The organism is Gluconobacter sp. (assembly GCF_047722525.1).
GTDB lineage: Bacteria > Pseudomonadota > Alphaproteobacteria > Acetobacterales > Acetobacteraceae > Gluconobacter.
This window is the reverse complement of record NZ_JBDNYY010000010.1, coordinates 60,960-80,141: the sequence shown is the minus strand read 5'-3', so window position 1 is coordinate 80,141 and position 19,182 is coordinate 60,960. Positions and strand designations below refer to the sequence as shown.

The following is a 19,182-nucleotide window of genomic DNA, read 5'->3' as shown; positions in this document are numbered from 1 at the left end:
CGCCCCGGAAGCCCTAGAAGTGAGCCCCGCTGCGTCGGTGAACGGGCTTATACGGGGACCTCAGGGAGGGGTCAACAGGAAAATTGCATTTCTATGAAAAAATCAGACCCCGTGGTATTTTCTGAACCACAGGCAGAACTCTTTCATACCCTCTTCAAAGGAGACTTCCGGCATCCAGCCGCAGAATTCCTTCACTTTTTCCAGAGAAGCCCATGTCGATTCCATATCCGCCACGGGTCGGGGCTGGCGTTCTACAAGAACTCTCTTTCCAAGATCCTGCTCCAGCAAGGCGATCATCCGGGTTACCCTTTCGGGCTTATCCCCCCCAAGATTGAATATCCGGGACATTCCTGATTCTGGCGGCTTGCCGAGAACCTTCAGCACGCCCCTGACGATGTCATCAATATAGGTGAAGTCGCGGGAAAGGCCTTTGCCTTCGTAAAGGGTTACCGGACGCCCCTCTGAAATCGCTCTGGCAAAACCGTAATAGGCCATGTCGGGTCGTCCCCACGGGCCATACACAGTGAAGAACCGCAGACCGGTTTGCGGGATGCCATACAGATACGCATAGGACTCAGAGGTGAGTTCGGCCGCTCTCTTGGTCACCGCATAAACGGAGCCAGGGCGTTCAACCCGATCCGTTTCCCGGAAAGGGACAGTCTGATTACGTCCATAGACTGACGAGGAGGATGCATAGACGACATGCGTCAGTTTTTTCAGATGTCGGCATGCTTCCAGAAGCGCGACCTGCCCCATGACGTTTGACGTTACATAAGAATAGGGATCGACGAGCGAATGCCGCACCCCAGCCTGGGCGGCGAGATGGATCACGCCCTCCAGATCGGAATGCAATTCGACCAGATCCTGCAGGGCCTGAGGGTCGGTCACATCCACGTTCAGAAATCTGAATCTCGGATAAGGCTCAAGCCGCGTTAATCGCGCCGCCTTCAGGGAAGGATCATAATAATCATTGAGGGTGTCGATCCCGACAACCTCCATACCCTGTTTCAGAAGAGCTTCCGCGACATGAAACCCGATAAATCCGGCAACTCCGGTAACCAGAATTTTCACAGGAGCATCAGTGCTTCAGAGCGGAACTGGTCACAACATCTCCTACACGGATCCCCAGCTTCGCTGTAACCCCACCTGCCAGTTCAAGTGTATTGGCGACCACTCCATCACTGCGCAGGATCGCCTCACTCAGAGGGACGGCATTTTCCGCAATGGCATGGATGTGGTTCGTTGAATCAATGAAAACGATGTCCAGCGGCACAAGCGTATTGCGCATCCACATATCCGACACCTGAGGCGTGGCCCACATGAACAGCATCCCCTCATTTTCAGGCAGATGCTTGCGGAACATTTCTCCCACTTCCTGCTGGCGGTAGGTCTTGGCCAGTTCCACCTTAAACTCATGCTTCTGGCCATCGCGCGTCGTGATGGTCAGAGGCGCGGTTGGCAAATGGACCTGCGCCTGCGTAATCGGCTCCTCCGCCTTCGCAAAACCAGCACTCAGTCCCAGCGCCGCTACCAGCGCACAGCAAAAAAATCGCATGATATGACTTTCAGATTCAGGAAATCAGGAAAGGATTGGTCCGGCGTTCTTCCCCGATGGTCGTCGGCATTCCGTGCCCGCACAACACCACGGTTTCATCAGGCAGGGTCAGAAGATGCTTTCGAATGCCATCAACAAGCGCCCGTGAATCGCCATAAGCGAAATCCGTCCGCCCAACGGTTCCCCGGAACAGTGTATCGCCAGTCAGAACACGCCGGTTGTCACGATCCACAAACACCACATGGCCAGGAGTATGTCCGGGCACATGTGCCACATGCAGATCCTGCCCCAGCAGATGCAGCACCTCGCCGTCTTCCACGAAGCGGTCGGGAGTGACGTTTTCCATGCCCGTTATTCCGAAAGCGGCAGCCTGCTTCGTGATGCTCTGCAACAGAAAATCATCGCGCCGATCAGGGCCCAGAACGGGGACAGCCTGACCTTGGCGCCTGTCCAGAGCCCTTTTCAGGGAAGCGGCTCCACCCGCGTGATCCAGATGGCCATGTGTCAGGAGAATGGCTTCAACGGTCATTCCGTCCAGATGCTGGAGAATATCCTCAACATCTCCTCCCGGATCGACCACAACGACACGGCTCTCATCATTCGAGAGAATGGTGCAGTTCTGCCGCAGGGGCGTTACCGGCACCCGCTTCGCATACAAAGGAGTCATGGCTCCCCCTTCCAGACGGTCCGTTCTGATGTGGCGATACAGGGTCAGCCCCTGTGCGACAAGTCAAACACGGGAGTGATGCCCTCCGGATCATTGACCCACCCTCGCAGGACGGTCACTCTTCACCTTTCCATCTTCAGACAAGGTGTCACCATGAGCCGCATCATCCGCACAGAACCCAACGCCATTCTCTCCAAGGCTGTCGAATATCACGGCTTCATCTTCACCCAGGGTGTCGTGGCAGTAGATCTTTCGCAGGGAATCGAAGAACAGACCAGAAGCGTTCTCGACCAGCTCGACCAGATCCTTGAAGAACACGGTACCGACAAGACGCGCATCCTGCAGGCCCAGATCTGGCTGAAGGATATCGCAGACCGTACCGCTCTCAACACGATCTGGTCCGCCTGGCTTCCGGAAAACATGGCCCCTGCCCGCGCCTGCGTTCAGGCGGTCATGGCAGATCCGAAAATTCTCGTGGAAATCATGCTCACGACCACGAAGTGATCTGAATCGGACAATTATGGCGAGATTGCAGCAAAGTGTGGTGTCAAAAAGATTTTCTCTGGAAATGAAAATTTAACACATAGGCCTGCATTCTGCTCTTGTCAGGGTTGCAGGAAGGTTGTTACCTCCCTGTAACCCGAACAACACACAACCAGTCAGGATCCTAAAGATCGTGAAGCATAAAAGTTGCCGGAAAACCTTTCTCTCTGCTCTGGCGCTCTCCGCTGTCGCGTTCTTTTCAGGACAGGCTCAGGCCCGTCACAGTACCATCCATCATGGACGGGCTGTTTTCCACAGCCATCGTTCCAGCACCCGTCACCATTCCTATGCGCATGTCATCCAGTGCGTCGCCTATGCAAAGGCTGCCTCGGAAGTTGTTCTGCACGGTAATGCGCGTGACTGGTGGTACAATGCTGCCGGCGTTTACGCCCGTGGCTCGGCACCGCAGGCAGGCTCGGTCCTGAACTTCCGGGCCATCCGCCGCATGCCGCTTGGCCACGTCGCCGTTGTCCGCTCGGTGGAAGACAGCCGTACGATCTATATCGACCAGTCGCACTGGGCCTCCAACGGCATCGCACATAACGTGCGTGTCGTTGACGTCTCGCCCAATAACGACTGGAGCGCCGTCCGCGTCGCCCTCAATGATCGCAGCGGCCGACTGGGCAGCATCTATCCGACATACGGCTTCATCTATCCGCATTCCGACAACGGCGATCGTACCCCCGCGCCGCAGGTTGTGCTGGCACGCGCTTCGAACGTCTCGAGCTTTCATCACCGCGCGGTCCTGAGTGGCTCGAATCCCCTGAGCCATCCGATGAGCAGCACCGAAGTGGCGGAAGCGCCGGACGATGCTTTCACGTCGGACGCACCCAACCGTTCGATTCGCTGATCTGACTGAGGGCCGGTTTCAGTCCGGCCGCGATTCCCGATGATAGGGATGGCCGGTATTGATGGCCTGAGCCCGGAAAAGCTGTTCGGCAATCAGGACCCGGACCAGCATATGCGGCCAGGTCAGCTTCCCCAAGGAAATAACGGAGTCGGCCCGCTGGATCACGGTTGAATCCAGCCCTTCCGCACCACCAATCAGAAAATGAATGGGACGTCCGGATTCCTGCCAGCGGGAGAGCATCTCCGCCAGACGCAGACTGTCCGGCGTTTTGCCACCTTCATCCAGCGCCACGATCAGGGCATTGTCAGGACAGGCCCCCAGCAGAGCAGCCGCATCCTTGCGCTTCTGCTCCTGGATGCTGCCTTTTGACGGCGCGAGTTCCGTCACCGTCAAAGCGGGCCTGATCCGGCCCGCATAACGTTCGAACAGTTCGCGCTCCGGACCAGCTTTGAGCCGGCCGATTGCGACCAGTTTCATTCAGTCCTGCTCTTCGTCCTGTCCGACCGCGACTTCGTTTTCGCTGCCATCGAGATCGGTGCCCCACATCCGCTCCAGACCATAAAGCTCACGGCTTTCCGGCTTGAAGAGATGAACGACAACATCGCCGGCATCGATCAGAACCCAGTCGCTGCCATTCGCGCCTTCGATCAGGATGCGCTTGATGCCGATCTCATTGAGCTTCTTTTCGATGTGATGCGCCATTGCAGAGATCTGGCGGTCGGCAAGACCTGTCGCAATGACCATGCGATCAGCGAAATTCGCGCGGCCGACCAGGTCCAGCACGACGATGTCTTCACCCTTGTCTTCATCCAGACTCGTGGTGATGACCGTCAGCATGCTGGTCAGAAGATCCGGCTGCACGGCTTCGCGCTTGACGGCCGTTTTCTTCGGTCCGGCAACAGCCGCCTTTTTACGAGCCGTTCCCGGCACCTTGGCAGCCTCGGCCAGTGCCGCATCGGGGGAGCTGGTTTTCCGGCGCACAGGCTTTTTGGCCTGCGATTCGGGAGAGGTCGTCTTGGTGATGGTTTTTACTCCTGATCGGACTCCGGACGGAACTGGCCGGACTCACGCAACGCTGTAGCCGATATATCGTTCTGCGGCGCAGAAAGGAACGTCCATGCGTTGCCTTTTCGCTCCGCAAGCACGGGAGATTCCCGCGAAGGCCGTCTCTGATGCCGCAAAACGGAGGCCGCAGCCCCCCGCAACGCAGGTGAAACACTCCCCGGACGCGGAACGACCGCTATGGGAACCATAGCAACAAGCCTGCGCCAGCGCTTCCAGCGCGCCAGTTGCGCCAGCCCGTCCGCACCCATCAGCCATACGAAACTGACATTCGGAAAACGCTGCTTCAGCAATGCCACGGTTTTTACGGTGAAGCGCTGCCCCAGCCGCGATTCGATGTCGGTCGCAACGATTCGCCGACCATCCGCAATCCGCTCCGCAGAGGCAAGACGCCTCCTGAACGGCGCCATGCCCTTGCCGGGCTTAAGCGGATTGCCGGGCGACACCATAAGCCAGACCTGATCCAGCCGCAGCGCCCGCAGGGCACGCCGCGCCACCATCAGATGACCGGCATGAGCGGGGTTGAAAGACCCCCCCAGCAGACCGATCCGCATTTTTCGCCCGTCACCGGACGTCGGGATGCTGGTCAGCCCCGCACCTGCCCGGTGCCGATCACTTCGTACCGATAACATGTCAGTTGCTCGAGCCCCACCGGACCGCGGGCATGCATCCGTCCTGTCGCAATGCCGATCTCCGCCCCGAACCCGAACTCCCCACCGTCACAGAACTGCGTGGAGGCGTTCCACATCACAACCGCACTGTCCGTCCCGTTCAGGAACACAGTCGCCGCTTCAGGATCTTCTGCGATAATGGCCTCGGTATGCGCGCTTCCGTGCCGGGCAATATGATCCAGAGCATCTTCAACCCCGTCCACTACAGCAATGGAAAGGACCGAATCCAGCCACTCGGTATCGAAATCATCCGCCGAAGCCGCTGCAAGCGTGGATATGATTGCGCGTGCGCGCGCATCAGCCCGGAACGTGCAACCCTTTGCCGCCAGATCCTGCACCAGCAATGGCAATAGCGTCGGTGCAATCGCAGCATCAATCAGCAGCGTTTCCGTCGCACCGCAGACCCCCGTCCGACGCATCTTCGCATCGAGCAGCACCGTCCGGGCCATGGCCGGATCAGCACTTTCATGAATATAGGTATGATTCAGCCCGTCCGCATGCGCCAGAACCGGCACACGCGCCTCGCGCTGCACCCGCTCCACAAGGGATTTTCCGCCACGTGGAATGATCAGGTCAATCTTCCCCGCAGCCTGCAACATGGCCCCGACCAGCGCACGATCCGCAGACGGCAGGATCTGCACACAGGCCGCATCCAGCCCGGCGGCCCGCAATCCGTCTTCCATCGCCGCCTGAATTGCGCGCGCCGAATGCAGGCTTTCCCCGCCACCGCGCAAAATCACCGCATTGCCGGACTTGATGCACAGTGCGGCGGCATCTGCCCCAACATTCGGACGGCTTTCGTAGATCATGCCGATCACGCCAAGCGGCGTCGCCACCCGGCGGAAATGCAGTCCGTTCGGCCGGTCCCATTCCGCCAGAACACGCCCGACCGGATCCGGCAGGCGCGACACGTCTTCCAGACCGCGCGCCATGGCCTCGACCCGCTCCGGCGTGAGCATCAGACGGTCCCGGAAGGCAGCATTCCGGTCTTGCGACAGCGCGGCCAGATCCTGCTGGTTGGCGGCCACGATCTCGTCCGACCGGGCCCTAAGCGCTTTCGCAGCTTCGGAGAGGGCATGATTGCGAGTCTCCGTACTCGCCCGCGCCAGACTCCGGCTGGCCCGGCGAGCACGCTCCGCCAGACCGTCCAGAATGTGCCCTGCCTCAGACATTGAACCGGAACAGCAGGACGTCGCCATCCTGCACCACATATTCCTTGCCTTCGATCCGCAGCTTGCCGACTTCTTTGGCTCCAGCCTCGCCATTGCAGGCCACGTAGTCGTCGAACGCCACGGTTTCGCAGGCGATGAAGCCACGTTCGAAGTCGTTGTGAATGACAGCAGCGGCCTGAGGGGCCTTCGTGCCAGCCGTGATCGTCCAGGCGCGGGATTCCTTCGGACCAACCGTGAAATACGTGCGCAGACCCAGCAGCTTGTAGCCAGCCGCAATCACACGATCCAGTCCGCTATCCGTCAGGCCCAGACCTTCAAGAAACTCCGTCCGGTCTTCCTGCGGCAACTGGCTGACTTCAGCCTCAATGGCAGCCGACACCACGACCACACCCGCACCCTCGGCTTCGGCGCGCTTGCGCACGGCTTCCGAAAACGCATTTCCGGTCGCGGCCGAGGCTTCCTCGACGTTGCAGACATACAGAACCGGCTTCGTTGTCAGGAGCTGAAGGCGGGACGCTTCCACTTCCTGCCCCTTCGCAACGGCGGTCCGTGCGGGCTTGCCCTCACGCAGCGCCGCCAGCAGCGGCTCCAGAAGCTCAAGCTGCGCCTGGGCCTCGCGGTCGTTACCCCGGGCGCGCTTCTGAAGGCCGATCTGGCGCTTTTCAAGGCTTTCCAGATCCGCCAGCATCAGTTCCGTTTCGATGATATCCGCATCCCGGACCGGATCGACGCCACCTTCGACATGGGTGATGTCGTCATCCTCGAAGCAGCGCAGGACGTGCACGATGGCATCGACTTCACGGATATTGGCGAGGAACTGGTTCCCGAGACCTTCGCCCTTGGACGCGCCCCGGACCAGACCCGCAATATCCACGAACTCAAGGCTCGTCGGCACCTTGCGGATGGACTTACCGATCCGCGCTAGTTCATCCAGTCGGGGGTCCGGCACAGCCACACGGCCCGTATTCGGCTCGATGGTGCAGAACGGGTAATTCGCAGCCTGTGCCGCCGCCGTTTCCGTCAGGGCATTGAACAGCGTGGACTTGCCGACATTGGGCAGACCGACGATGCCGCAATTGAAACCCATTCGTGCTCTCCATCATCATTACGGACCGCCGAAGCCGGAACAGTCCATTCCAGAAAAATTCGTTGCCCTGTGTTCGCAGAAACCGGAGAGGCTCACAACCACCTCCCCTTGCAAAACAGGCTTTTCAGCCCACGATTCCCGCCAGATCCTGCAAAGCCCGGACATGCGCCTTCAAAGCGGCACGACCCTGCGCCGTCAGGACCAGCCAGGTCCGCTGCCGCCCACCCAGTGGCGCCTTGCGCAACCGCACATAGCCCGCCTCCTGCATCTGGGCGAGATGCTTGGACAGAACCGAGTCACTCACCCCCAGAAGATCCCGCGCCCGCCCGAACTCCATGTCGTTCACTTCCGACAGGGCCGCAACAAGCTGCAAACGTGCAGGAGGATGAATGACGGGGTCAAATTGGGGAACAGCAGTCACAGCCGCGCTGTCATATCAGCCTGCCAGCCCCTCTGCCAGAGCAGGGCCGCGCCATAGCCGATTGTAAAACTGCCCAGCGTCGCCATCCAGGGCAGCCACGCCAGATGCAACACCCGCACGCCAGTCCCCGACAGCGCCATCATCGCATAGACCGCCAGCAGCATGCCGAGCGCAATCTTCCGCGTCCGGCCCCGCCGGTAACCATTAACGAAATATCCCATCCGCCGTCGTGCGAGTGCATAGAAAATGCCCATCAACGCGATACACAGCCCTTCCACCAAGAAAATAAATGGTGACTCCAGGCTCATGGCAAAAGTCAGCAGCGCCAGTAGACCGCCCCTGACGGGGGCATTCCACCAGGGGCAGACAAGCTCATCCCCCAGCTTTTCCCTGAAAGCTCCCAAGGCGTCCAACTGTACACGCGCTTCCTCACGGCTGCTCACGTCCACATTCCCGAATCCATCCTGCTGCACGGTATTGACTTTCCATAATGGAAAATGATGATCTGACTTTCCATTATGGAAAGAGAACAGAACCATGACAATCCTGCATGACGCTCCGATAGCCAGAATCCTGCCCTGTCTCTGGCTTGCGATCCTGCTGGTAACCTGCATCCTCCACACGCGCAGGGGAGCACAGGACTGGAAGATCTTCCGGCATGCCACCCAGACCCATGAACGGCGGCGCCTTTACCTGAAATGGCTGCTTCAGAGCATTCTGCTCTTCGATCTGGGAGGGCTCATGACCCTCTGGCTCCTGCCCGAGCCTCTGCGCTGGACGGCTCTGTCCCGGTTGCGCCTGTCGGCCCCGACGGCGAAAGCAAGCGCACCCTCGCCCGAAATGTCGCCTGCCTTTTTCATCGGATTTGGCTGCGGAATTCTGATCATCGCAGGATTTTTCATCCTGCTCCGAAAGCTGAAGCGGCCGGCGCCCCTCGGCTCTCTCGGCGACTTCGCCGCCCTGATCCCCCGCACCCTGCCTGAAGCCGGACTGGCCTTTCTGCTGTGCCTGAACGCGGGTCTGGGCGAGGAACTGTTTTTCCGGCTGGCCCTTCCCCTGCTGACAAGCCAGCTCACCGGGAATCTAATCGCCGGCGCCGTGCTCTCCACGCTGCTATTCGGGGGAATGCACTGGTATCAGGGATTCAAAGGCGTTCTGGCTACAACGGCCATCGGCCTGATCTTCATGATCCGCGCAGTTCAGGGGACACCACTGATCTGGCTGATGGGATTTCATGCCCTGATGGATGTCGTCGCCCTGTTCATCCGACCGGCCCTGACCGGCCATTTCAACCGGAAGGCTCTCAGGCAGCCAGCAGGGCAACCTTCGTCATGAAGGCTTCGTGCTCTTTCTTCGCCAGCAGGGGCGCCGCATCAGCGATGGCCTCAAGCCAGCGCTCCAGTTCCGGCTCTTCCGCCTTGGCGAAATTACCAAGAACGTGGCCGGTCACACGGTCTTTGTGCCCCGGATGACCGATCCCCATCCGCACACGCCAGTAATCCGGGCTCGGCAGGCACTTGTCCATGGAGCGCAGACCATTATGCCCGGCCGCGCCACCGCCACGCTTGATACGCAGCTTGCCGAAAGCAAGGTCGAGTTCGTCGTGAAATGCCGTGATGTCGTCCTGCGCGATCCTGAAGAACTGCGCGGCCTGCTGAACGCTGTCGCCTGAAAGGTTCATATACGTCATGGGCTTGAGGAGCAGGATCTTCTGCCCCCCGATGACGCCTTCGGAGGTCTCCCCCCGGAAACGCTTGCGCCACGGTGAGAAACCGTGGCGCCTGGCGATCTCGTCGACCGCCATGAAGCCGATATTGTGTCGATGACGGCTCATCCCCGGCTCGGGATTGCCGAGACCGGTCCAGAGCCTCATCGATTACTTCTTCTTTGCGCCGGGCTTTGCAGCAGCGGCTTCGGCTTCAGCAGCAGCCTTGGCAGCAGCTTCGGCTTCCATTTCGGCATCGATCGTCGGTGCAGCGATGGAGGCGATGACCATGTCAGCAGCCTGGCCGCTTCCCAGAACAACACCCTCGGTGCCCTTGAGGTCCGTCCAGCGCACGTTGTCGTGGATGTCCAGGCCGCTCAGATCTGCCGTGAAGTGCTCCGGAATGTTGGCCGGATCAGCCTGCACGTCGATGTAGTGACGGACGACGTTCAGAACGCCACCGCGCTTGATGCCCGGGGACTTCTCTTCACCCGTGAAGGAGATCGAGACTTCAACGTGAACCTTCGTGCCAGCAGCAACGCGCTGGAAGTCCACATGGATCGGGGCGTCGGAAACCGGGTGCAGCTGCACGTCACGGATCAGGGCAGCAACCGGCTCTGCACCTTCGGCAGCCAGGTTATACACGCGGGAGGACCAGCCACCGCGATGCAGTTCCTTCATGATCACGCGCGGATCAAGTGCGATGATGGAGGGTTCCTGCTTGCCACCGTAGATCACGGCCGGCACGAGGCCCTCACGTCTCGTTGCGCGCGCTGCCCCCTTACCAGCCTTCGCGCGCGTCGAGACAGCAAGTGTCGTCAAATTAGCCACTGTTACGCTCCTGCGTATTGAATTTCGTTCAACACAGACCTCCAGGGGTGCCTGTGCGAGGCGCGGAGTAGCGGAAAACCGCCACCGGCACAACCATTTTCGGACTCACCCCCTCTGGACCAGCCCATCTGCGGACCGCTACGCTTGCGTTCCATTTCCACAGTTTCCGGCAGAACCCCCACCCGATGAGCATCGCCGCCCGCATCGAACGCCTGCCCTTTACCCGCTTTCACTGGAAACTGCTTTTCCTCGGCGGCCTCGGCTATACGTTCGACGGCCTCGATTCCGCCATCGTGGCCTTCGCGCTCCCGATGCTGAAAAGCCAGTGGCACCTGAGCGGCCCGGAACTGGGGCTGCTCGGCAGCGCCACCTATCTCGGCTACGGACTGGGCGCCCTGCTGTCCGGCTGGTGGGGCGACCGCTCCGGCCGCCGCCGGGTCATGATGAGCGCACTGGCCATCTATGCCATCGGCTCCCTGCTCTCGGCCGGATCAGCGTCTTTTACGGGATTCTTCTTCTGCCGCCTGCTGTCCGGAATTGGCGCCGGGGCGGAAGCCACCATCATCGCGCCCTATCTCAGCGAATTCGTCGCCGCCCGCTATCGGGGCGCGTTCACCGCCGCCCTCACGGGATTTTATTCCTTCGGCTATGTCACCGCCGCCATCATGGGCTTCATGCTCGTCCCGGCCCTTGCGGATGGGTGGCGATGGGCGCTGGCCCTCACGGGCTTTCCGGTCCTGATGCTGCTGTGGTGGCGTCGCGCCCTGCCCGAATCCCCCCGCTGGCTGGACGAACGCGGACGCACGACCGAAGCCTGTGGTATCGTCGGCGATATCGAGGAAAGCGCGGGCCTCGCCGTCGGCCTCACCACCACGACCAACCGGGGAGCCCCGGCTTTCCGTCCGGTCCGGGATCTCTTCGCCCCGAACCTGCGCCGCTCCACCTTCATGAGCTGGGCCATGTGGCTGGCCATTACCTTCAGCTTTTACGCGTTCTTCACCTGGATCCCGACCCTGATGATCGAGCGCGGCATGACCGTCACCCGCAGCTTCGGCTATGCTATCTCGATCTATTTCGCCCAGCTTCCCGGCTATGCCTCCGCCGCCCTTCTTACCGAACGCCTGGGACGGCGGGGGACAGTCGCCCTTTTCATGATCGCCGGAGCCCTTAGCGCCATCGGCATGGCCGCGAGCCAGACGCCCACGGAAGTCCTGCTTTTCGGCATCCTGCTGTCCTTCTTCATGAATGGCACCTATGGCGGCATCTACGCCTACACACCCGAACTTTTCCCGACATCCCTGCGCGCGCGCGGCATGGGGCTCGCCTCCGCTATTGCTCGGCTGGGGGCCATCGCCTCCCCCGTCCTGATCGGCTGGCTTTACCCGCTCGCAGGTTTCCCCGGCGTTTTCGGTCTCACGACCCTGATCCTGCTGTCGGGCGCCACCATCACGCTCCTCTTCGGCCCCAGAACGGAAAAACGCCCACTCGATGACGAGCAGGCGTTCGCGCAGATCTGAAGTCGAAAGACCCGCTTCAGATCATCGGCACCCCACCATTGACCGCCAGAAGCGCGCCCGTGGTGTAACTGTTCATCGGATCGGCGAAATAGACATAGGCTCCTGCCAGTTCGGCCGGCTGTCCCGGACGACCCAGCGGCACATCCGATCCCAGATGTTCCTGCTCTTCTTCAGGCATCCCCGTCGCAATGAACGGCGTCCAGATCGGACCCGGCATCACCGCATTGACCCGGATCCCACGCCCCGCGAGCTGCTGCGCCATGCTGGACGTGAAATTCGCGATCGCCGCCTTCGTCATGGAATACGGCACCAGCAGTTCCGGAGCCGTCTTGAGATTGACCGAGGACGTATTGATGATGGAGGCCCCGGCCTGAAGATGTGGCAGGGCGGCCTTCGTCAGATGAAACAGCGCATCCGTGTTCGTAGCGAAATGGCGCTTCCATTCCTCATCGGAGATCTCTTCCAGCTTCGCCCGCGCTTTCTGAAAGGCCGCGTTGTTCACCAGAATATCCAGCTTGCCGAATGCTTCGACAGTCTTGCGAATCATCTCCCGGCAATGCGCCGCCTCACGGATGTCGCCCGGCAGCAGTAGACAGGACCGACCTTCGGCCTCGACCTGCGCTGCGATCTCGCGCGCATCATCCGTTTCCGGTTCCAGATAGGAGATCGCGACATCTGCCCCTTCCCGGGCAAATGCCAGTGCCGCCGCCCGCCCGATCCCGGAATCACCGCCGGTAATCAGCGCCGCCAGACCCGCCAGCTTTCCGGAGCCTTTATAGGTTTTTTCGCCGTAATCGGGCTTCGGGATCATCTTTTCCGAAAGGCCAGGAAATTTCTGCGTCTGGCCTTTGAAAGGCGGGCGCGGATAGCAGGTGCGCGGATCAGCAGGCATGGAAACACTCCGGTGTCGTCATGGGACATGAGTCCCTGCCCTAACGGCCCGTCTTCCTGAGGGGTTCAGAAAATTTCCCGGATTTATTTCAGGAACACTTGCCCCTGACAGCGCTTTGTTAGGAGCACGGCCTTTCCTGTGGGAGAGGCAACTTCCTCATCCAGACTTCCTAAAGCCCCGTACTTCCGGGCCGACAGGCAGAGGCGCATTTCATGAGCACGGACAAACGCACGACCGTCACCATCGGCGATCAAACTTTCGAGCGTGGCCCCCAGGGCACCACCCATCAGGTTGCGTCCGGTGACACCCCGACGCTGACCACCCAGCAGGGCGTTCCCGTCTCGGACGACCAGAACACCGAGAAAGCCGGTGCCCGCGGCCCGGCGCTTCTGGAAGATTTCCATTTCCGCGAGAAGATCTTCCATTTCGATCACGAGCGTATTCCCGAACGCGTGGTCCATGCCCGGGGCTATGGCGCGCATGGCTTCTTCGAACTAACGGATTCCCTCGCTGATTACACGACCGCCAGCGTTCTGGGGAAAATCGGCAAGCGCGTCCCGGCTTTCGTGCGCTTTTCGACCGTTGCCGGTGGCCGTGGCTCGTTCGATCTGGCCCGTGACGTGCGCGGTTTTGCCGTGAAGCTCTACACGGAAGAGGGAAACTGGGACCTTGTTGGCAACAACATGCCCGTCTTCTTCATTCAGGACGCCATCAAGTTCCCGGACATGGTCCATGCCGTGAAGGAAGAACCCGACAGCGGCTTCCCGCAGGCCCAGTCCGCCCATGACAATTTCTGGGACTTCGCATCCCTCTCCCCCGAGACCGTCCACATGCTCATGTGGATCATGTCTGACCGCGCCATCCCGCGCTCTTTCCGCTTCATGGAAGGCTTTGGCGTCCACACCTTCCGCCTCGTCAATGCCGAGGGCAAATCCACCTATGTGAAGTTCCACTGGAAGCCCAAGCAGGGTTTGCAGTCCGTCGTGTGGAACGAAGCGGTCAAGATCAACGGCGCCGATCCGGACTTCCATCGCCGTGATCTGTGGGAGTCCATCAATTCCGGCGATTTCCCGGAATGGGAACTGGGCGTGCAGCTTTTTGACGATGAGTTTGCTGACAAGTTCGACTTCGACATTCTGGACGCGACCAAGCTGATCCCGGAAGAACTCATCCCCGTCCGTCGCATTGGCCGCTTGGTGCTGAACCGCACGGTGGACAATTTCTTCGCCGAGACCGAGCAGGTCGCTTTCTGCACCCAGAATGTCGTGCCCGGTATCGCCTTCACCAACGATCCCCTTCTACAGGGTCGGAACTTCTCGTATCTGGATACCCAGACCAAACGCCTCGGCGGTCCGAACTTCACGCATATCCCCATAAACGCGCCAAAATGCCCGTTCCACAACTTCCAGCAGGATGGTCACATGGCCATGCACAACCCGAAAGGGCGTGCAAACTATGAGCCTAACTCCTGGGGTATGGGACCGCGTGAAAACCCGCAGACGGGCTACAAGCCCTATGCCGAGGAAGTAAACGGCCGAAAGACCCGTGAACGGGGCGAACTGTTTGCCGATCACTACAGTCAGGCCCGCCAGTTCTACACGAGCCAGACCCCGACCGAGCAGACACATATCAAGAATGCCTTCGTCTTCGAGCTCAGCAAGTGCCTTACACCGGCCATCCGTGCCCGCGTCGTCGCCCATCTGCTGAACGTCGATGAGAAGCTCGCCAAAGCTGTGGCTGAAGGTCTGCGTCTGGAAAAGATGCCAACACCTGCCCCGGCCGCCCGCACGCCGCTGACGGATCTGCCTGCTTCGAACCCGCTCAGCATCCTCAAGAACGGTCCCAAGACGTTCAAGGGACGCAAGCTGGGCGTACTCGTCACCGATGGTACGGATGCGGACCTGCTTGCTGCCCTGATGAAGGCCGCAGAAGCGGAAGGCACGATCGTCGAACTGGTCGCCCCGGCGGTTGGCGGCGTGAAAACGACAGACGGCAAGCTTGTTCCGGCGGGTCAGAAGATCGTTGGCGCACCTTCGGTCCTGTACGATGCGGTCGTTCTGCTGCCGTCCGCAGCCGGGGCGAAGCTCCTGACGGGCGAGGCCACCGCGCGGGACTTCGTGGCAGACGCTTTCGCCCATGCGAAGTTCATCGGCTATGGCCCGGACGCCAAACCCCTACTCGCGAAGGGGGGCATCATGCCGGAAGACATGGATGAGGGCATCGTCGCCCTTAAAGATCCCGCCGACTTGCAGAACTTCATCACGACATGCCGCAGCCTGCGCTTCTGGGACCGGGAAGCCAGAACCCACGCTGTCTGAGACGAAAAAGGGCCGGAGATACTCTTCCGGCCCTTTTTCAGACCTGCCCTCACCCGCGCCGCATTCCGAACGGAATGATGCCTGATTTCCATTACAGAAGCGTTCCGCTTTTGCAGGATGGGATTTACAGGGTGCAGACAACGACAGGCGCGCAACGCAATCCGGGAATCGACCTGCTCAGAGGGCTGTCGATCATTCTCGTCGTCATCCATCACCTCGCCCTGCGCATCCCCCTGATGCACACCGGCCTTTCCACCGTCTTCCCCGCTCGCCTGTTGAAAGCCCTGACGTGGGATGGCCCGACGGGCGTGAAGATCTTCTTCGTCATTTCAGGCTTCCTGATCACTGATCACACACTGCGCCGCTGGGGCAGTCTGGGCGGCATCAACATCTTCGCGTTCTCAGCGCGCCGGGCCTGCCGCATCCTGCCGTGTCTGCTGGTGCTGCTCGGTATTCTCGCGGTTCTCAACCTCGCAGGCGTGCCTGATTTCCTGTTCCACCACGACAACCAGACGCTGCCCGGCGCCCTCTTCGCAGCATTGTTCATGCATCTGAACCTGTACGAAGCCTGGACGAATTATCTTCCCGCCAACTGGGATGTGCTGTGGTCCCTTTCGGTCGAAGAGCTGTTTTATGTGGCCTTCCCGATCCTCTGCTTTCTGAGCGGGCGCATCCCGAAAGTGATCGGCTCCAGACTGCTCGCTCTCGTCTTTGCGCTGCTCGCCCTCTCCATTCCTTTCGCGGAATGGCAGATCCGGAACGCATCGGAGATCTGGCAGGACGAAGCCTATGGGCCGGGCATGTCGGCCATTGCCATGGGCGTCTGTGCAGCCCTGCTGGCGCACCGGCTGACACCAGCCCTCTACGCAAAACTCACGCCCTGGCTCGGCTGGATCGGAGCCTTTGGGGTGGGCTTCTCGCTGATAGACACGCCTGTTCTGTGGGCAACTCTTGGCTATGGCGCGTTTCTGTTCCTCACAGCCTCCTGCGCGGCGCTGCTCCTCGCTTTTTACAACGGGTGGGGAAAAGCCACCGCAAGCCGGTTTCTGGCATGGCCCCGTCACTGGGGGCGGCTGAGCTATGAAATCTATCTCAGCCACATGTTCGTCGTCATGCCGATGGTCCATCTGTTCAGGGCCACCGGAGGAAACTGGACGCTCGGCTGGGTCTGGTTCATCCCGACCCTCGGCCTGTCTTTCTGCCTTGGCGTCCTTGTGGACCGCTTTATCTCACGCCCCGCCGATCGGTGGCTGCTCGAAAAATCCGGCCTTCGCCGTCCTCAGCCCAGCGGGGAGGCCAGCGGGCGGATTGCCGAGATCTGATGCCCGATATGACCGCCACCTGCGAGTGTGCGGCGGCGATGGCTGAAGAACCGGGGGTCCGTCAGCGTATCGACGCCGAGGATCTGCACGGTCCGGACGCCGGCCTGTTCCAGACGAAAGCCGCAATAGCCCGGCAGATCGAACAGGAAATGTCCGTCGCGTGGTGCTGAGTGGAAGAAAAGCTCTCCCTCGGCCCCGTAAGCCAGAACGGCATCCCGCATGTCCGGCCCAACCTCATAGCTCGTCGGCGCAATGCACGGCCCGACAACGGCACTGATTCCTGTAGCCCCCAGCGCGACCATCTGCGTGACCACGGATTCCAGAATTCCGCCCACAGCTCCGCGCCAGCCCGCATGGGCCGCACCGACAATCCGACCATCTTCGGACGACAGCAGTACAGGCCCACAATCCGCCGTAATGACACCCACACCGATCTCCGGACGGTCCGTCACCAATGCATCACCTGCCTGCCCGGTCCCAGCCACCCAGAGTGGCGTTTCAGCCGTCACAGACACGGTGATGTCACTATGCGTCTGTTTCAGACCCAGAAGATGATCCGGCACCACCCCGATCGCCCGCGCCACCCGAGCCCGGTTCTCCGCCACATTCGCCGGATCGTCCTGCGAGGACAGCGAACAGTTCAGGCTGTCATATGGAGCAGGCGAAACGCCCCCGAGCCGCGTGAAGAATCCGTGCGGTACTTTGAGAACCGATCCCGTCAGTACGGACTCAGACATGCGCCGACACCTGAGCCGGGCGGCGCATCGCGTAAACCATCAGCCCCATCCCCGCGAGCGCCATCGGAATGCACAGCAACTGCCCCATCGTCGTGCCGCCGGACAGGAAGCCAATATTGGCATCCGGCTGACGGAAGAACTCGCAGAAACTCCGGGCACAGGCATAGCCGAACAGGAACAGCCCCGAGAGGAACCCAAACCGCTCACGCGCTGCCGGACGGCTGGCCGCAAACAGCATGACGCACAGCAGAAGCACGCCCTCGGTCAGGGCTTCGTAAAGCTCGGACGGATGACGCGGAATCGGCCCCCCCGTCGGGAAAACCATCGCCCAGGGCAGATCCGGAGACGCCGGACGCCCCCACAGTTCACCGTTCACGAAATTCGCACAACGTCCCAGACCAAGCCCGATCGGCACAACCGGCACGATCCGGTCTGCAAACGCCAGAAAGCTGAGACGGCTTTTCCAGCTGAAATACGCCAGTGCCAGAATGACGCCCAGCGCGCCGCCATGGAACGACATCCCGCCATCCCATGTCTTGAAGATCTCCAGCGGGTGCGACAGGTAATCCATCGGCCGGTAGAACAGCACATAGCCCAGCCGTCCCCCCAGCAGCACACCAAGGATGGCGTAGAAGAGGAAGTCATCCACCTGCTCGTTCGTCGCCACTTCGGGCGCCAATCGGTTCAGCCGCCGCGCAATCGGCAGAGCGATGATGAACGACACCATGTAGGCAAGCGCATACCAGCGGACCGCCAGCGGACCGACATGGAAGGCAACCGGGTCAAAATCCGGAAAGATCAGGGGATGGCTCAAGGAATCGGCTCTCAGAGATTGGGGTGGGGCCGGGACAGATAATCGCGCACATACTGTCCGATTCCGTCTTCAAGAGACGTAAACGACGCATCATATCCCGCAGCGCGCAGGCGGCTCATATCCGCGCAGGTAAAGGACTGGTACTGCCCACGCAGTTTCTGGGGCATATTGACGAACTCGACGTCCCGCGCCCGCTTCGCCGCATCGCAGACCGCGTGTGCCAGATCAAGATAGCTCCGTGCCACGCCTGTTCCGCAGTTGAACAGACCGCTGACCTCCGGGTGGTCGAACAGCCACAGCATGACATTCACCACGTCCCCGACCCAGATGAAATCCCGTCTCTGCTGCCCATCGGCCAGGCCGGGCACATCCGAGCAGAACAGCTTTGCCGCGTGGCCCTGCACGACCTCGTCATACTTGACCTTCACCACGGAGATCATCGATCCCTTGTGGTATTCGTTCGGTCCATAGACGTTGAAGAACTTGAGCCCGACCCATTGCGGCGGCACAGGCGCACCAGACTCGATTTCACGCTTCACCCATAGATCAAACGCCTGCTTGGACCAGCCATACAGGTTCAGCGGCCGCAACCCATCGATGTTCTCCAGCCCGTCACGGAACATCTCCGGACGGTCGGCCGCCCCATAGGTCGCAGCCGAGGAGGCGTAGATCATCCGAACGCCCCGCGCCGCACACCAGCGCCACAGCGTCTGTGACAGGTCCACGTTGCTCGACCAGACCAGATCGCCATCCCGGGCCGTGGTGGCGCTGACCGCCCCCATATGGAACACGGCTTCGACATCCGGCTCCGACGCAAGGAAACCCTCAAGCGCGTCAGGCGTGATGATGCGATCCGGCGCATGGGACGCCAGATTGCACCACTTCACCCCGTCCCTGAGCCGGTCAACCACAACCGTCCGCACGCCCCGGCGACGCAGGGCGGCATGAAGGCACGAACCAATGAATCCGGCCCCGCCGGTGACGATAATCATCCTTCCTGTATAGTCTGCCCCCGATA

Annotated in this window: 22 protein-coding genes; 6 read left to right on the top strand and 16 right to left on the bottom strand. The window is 60.7% G+C overall.

Features of this window, described 5'->3' with window-relative positions:
* Positions 1 to 102: 102 nt before the first annotated feature.
* Genes ABF859_RS10910 through ABF859_RS10900 form a run of 3 tightly spaced genes read right to left on the bottom strand, consistent with a single transcriptional unit; the run spans position 103 to position 2,222 of the window.
* Positions 103 to 1,071, bottom strand: a complete 969-nt coding sequence (locus tag ABF859_RS10910; protein WP_415527802.1) for an SDR family NAD(P)-dependent oxidoreductase — start codon at positions 1,069 to 1,071, stop codon at positions 103 to 105.
* 7 nt (positions 1,072 to 1,078) lie between these two features.
* On the bottom strand, positions 1,079 to 1,555 hold the full coding sequence (locus ABF859_RS10905; protein WP_415527801.1) for a DUF192 domain-containing protein: 477 nt from the start codon (positions 1,553 to 1,555) through the stop codon (positions 1,079 to 1,081).
* 16 nt (positions 1,556 to 1,571) lie between these two features.
* On the bottom strand, positions 1,572 to 2,222 hold the full coding sequence (locus ABF859_RS10900; protein WP_415527800.1) for an MBL fold metallo-hydrolase: 651 nt from the start codon (positions 2,220 to 2,222) through the stop codon (positions 1,572 to 1,574).
* Between the two features lie 153 nt (positions 2,223 to 2,375).
* Here ABF859_RS10900 and ABF859_RS10895 point away from each other — a divergent pair, with 153 nt between their 5' ends.
* Together ABF859_RS10895 and ABF859_RS10890 are read left to right on the top strand one after the other, a co-directional pair.
* A complete protein-coding gene (locus tag ABF859_RS10895) occupies positions 2,376 to 2,726 on the top strand; it encodes a RidA family protein (RefSeq protein WP_415527799.1) in 351 nt (116 codons plus the stop codon).
* Between the two features lie 172 nt (positions 2,727 to 2,898).
* The gene (locus ABF859_RS10890) at positions 2,899 to 3,615 is read left to right on the top strand and encodes a CHAP domain-containing protein (protein ID WP_415527798.1); all 717 of its coding nucleotides are present in this window, start codon (positions 2,899 to 2,901) and stop codon (positions 3,613 to 3,615) included.
* An 18-nt stretch (positions 3,616 to 3,633) separates the two neighbouring features.
* On the opposite strand, the gene ABF859_RS10885 is transcribed toward ABF859_RS10890, so the two are convergent.
* The 7 genes from ABF859_RS10885 to ABF859_RS10855 form a co-directional block, all read right to left on the bottom strand.
* The gene (locus tag ABF859_RS10885; protein WP_415527797.1) at positions 3,634 to 4,092 is read right to left on the bottom strand and encodes a 23S rRNA (pseudouridine(1915)-N(3))-methyltransferase RlmH; all 459 of its coding nucleotides are present in this window, start codon (positions 4,090 to 4,092) and stop codon (positions 3,634 to 3,636) included.
* A complete protein-coding gene (gene rsfS, locus ABF859_RS10880) occupies positions 4,093 to 4,545 on the bottom strand; it encodes a ribosome silencing factor (protein ID WP_415527807.1) in 453 nt (150 codons plus the stop codon).
* Positions 4,546 to 4,643: 98 nt separating this feature from the next.
* Positions 4,644 to 5,231 (bottom strand): nicotinate-nucleotide adenylyltransferase, encoded by a 588-nt coding sequence (locus ABF859_RS10875; RefSeq protein ID WP_415527806.1) that lies wholly within the window; start codon positions 5,229 to 5,231, stop codon positions 4,644 to 4,646.
* Between the two features lie 32 nt (positions 5,232 to 5,263).
* The gene (locus tag ABF859_RS10870; RefSeq protein WP_415527796.1) at positions 5,264 to 6,520 is read right to left on the bottom strand and encodes a glutamate-5-semialdehyde dehydrogenase; all 1,257 of its coding nucleotides are present in this window, start codon (positions 6,518 to 6,520) and stop codon (positions 5,264 to 5,266) included.
* Entirely contained in the window at positions 6,513 to 7,607 is a 1,095-nt protein-coding gene (ychF, locus tag ABF859_RS10865) for a redox-regulated ATPase YchF (protein WP_415527795.1), read from the bottom strand. The genes ABF859_RS10870 and ychF overlap by 8 nt, the downstream gene beginning before the upstream one ends.
* 124 nt (positions 7,608 to 7,731) lie before the next feature.
* Positions 7,732 to 8,028: a transcriptional regulator gene (locus ABF859_RS10860; RefSeq protein WP_415527794.1), complete on the bottom strand. Its 297-nt coding sequence runs from the start codon at positions 8,026 to 8,028 to the stop codon at positions 7,732 to 7,734.
* Entirely contained in the window at positions 8,025 to 8,501 is a 477-nt protein-coding gene (locus ABF859_RS10855) for a hypothetical protein (RefSeq protein WP_415527793.1), read from the bottom strand. The genes ABF859_RS10860 and ABF859_RS10855 overlap by 4 nt, the downstream gene beginning before the upstream one ends.
* A 64-nt stretch (positions 8,502 to 8,565) precedes the next feature.
* On the opposite strand from ABF859_RS10855, the gene ABF859_RS10850 reads away from it, so the two are divergent.
* Positions 8,566 to 9,363: a CPBP family intramembrane glutamic endopeptidase gene (locus ABF859_RS10850; RefSeq protein ID WP_415527792.1), complete on the top strand. Its 798-nt coding sequence runs from the start codon at positions 8,566 to 8,568 to the stop codon at positions 9,361 to 9,363.
* On the opposite strand, the gene pth is transcribed toward ABF859_RS10850, so the two are convergent.
* Complete coding sequence (gene pth / locus ABF859_RS10845; protein ID WP_415527791.1) at positions 9,332 to 9,901, bottom strand: aminoacyl-tRNA hydrolase; 570 nt, start codon at positions 9,899 to 9,901, stop codon at positions 9,332 to 9,334. The genes ABF859_RS10850 and pth overlap by 32 nt on opposite strands.
* Before the next feature lie 3 nt (positions 9,902 to 9,904).
* Complete coding sequence (locus ABF859_RS10840) at positions 9,905 to 10,564, bottom strand: 50S ribosomal protein L25/general stress protein Ctc (protein ID WP_415527790.1); 660 nt, start codon at positions 10,562 to 10,564, stop codon at positions 9,905 to 9,907.
* 185 nt (positions 10,565 to 10,749) lie between these two features.
* Here ABF859_RS10840 and ABF859_RS10835 point away from each other — a divergent pair, with 185 nt between their 5' ends.
* On the top strand, positions 10,750 to 12,081 hold the full coding sequence (locus tag ABF859_RS10835; RefSeq protein ID WP_415527789.1) for an MFS transporter: 1,332 nt from the start codon (positions 10,750 to 10,752) through the stop codon (positions 12,079 to 12,081).
* Positions 12,082 to 12,097: 16 nt separating this feature from the next.
* Here ABF859_RS10835 and ABF859_RS10830 read toward each other — a convergent pair whose 3' ends face one another.
* The gene (locus ABF859_RS10830) at positions 12,098 to 12,973 is read right to left on the bottom strand and encodes an SDR family oxidoreductase (RefSeq protein ID WP_415527788.1); all 876 of its coding nucleotides are present in this window, start codon (positions 12,971 to 12,973) and stop codon (positions 12,098 to 12,100) included.
* A 212-nt stretch (positions 12,974 to 13,185) separates the two neighbouring features.
* Between ABF859_RS10830 and ABF859_RS10825 the strand changes: the two genes are divergently transcribed.
* Both ABF859_RS10825 and ABF859_RS10820 read left to right on the top strand, forming a co-directional pair.
* Positions 13,186 to 15,291 (top strand): catalase, encoded by a 2,106-nt coding sequence (locus ABF859_RS10825; RefSeq protein ID WP_415527787.1) that lies wholly within the window; start codon positions 13,186 to 13,188, stop codon positions 15,289 to 15,291.
* A 131-nt stretch (positions 15,292 to 15,422) separates the two neighbouring features.
* Positions 15,423 to 16,613, top strand: a complete 1,191-nt coding sequence (locus tag ABF859_RS10820) for an acyltransferase family protein (protein ID WP_415527786.1) — start codon at positions 15,423 to 15,425, stop codon at positions 16,611 to 16,613.
* Here ABF859_RS10820 and pgeF read toward each other — a convergent pair.
* The 3 genes from pgeF to rfaD are packed head-to-tail and all read right to left on the bottom strand — an operon-like array spanning position 16,571 to position 19,156.
* Positions 16,571 to 17,350, bottom strand: coding sequence for a peptidoglycan editing factor PgeF (gene pgeF / locus ABF859_RS10815; protein WP_415527785.1), 780 nt, complete (start codon positions 17,348 to 17,350; stop codon positions 16,571 to 16,573). The genes ABF859_RS10820 and pgeF overlap by 43 nt on opposite strands.
* A complete protein-coding gene (gene lgt, locus ABF859_RS10810; RefSeq protein WP_415527805.1) occupies positions 17,343 to 18,149 on the bottom strand; it encodes a prolipoprotein diacylglyceryl transferase in 807 nt (268 codons plus the stop codon). The genes pgeF and lgt overlap by 8 nt, the downstream gene beginning before the upstream one ends.
* 26 nt (positions 18,150 to 18,175) lie before the next feature.
* Positions 18,176 to 19,156, bottom strand: coding sequence for an ADP-glyceromanno-heptose 6-epimerase (gene rfaD / locus ABF859_RS10805; protein ID WP_415527784.1), 981 nt, complete (start codon positions 19,154 to 19,156; stop codon positions 18,176 to 18,178).
* Positions 19,157 to 19,182: the final 26 nt, after the last annotated feature.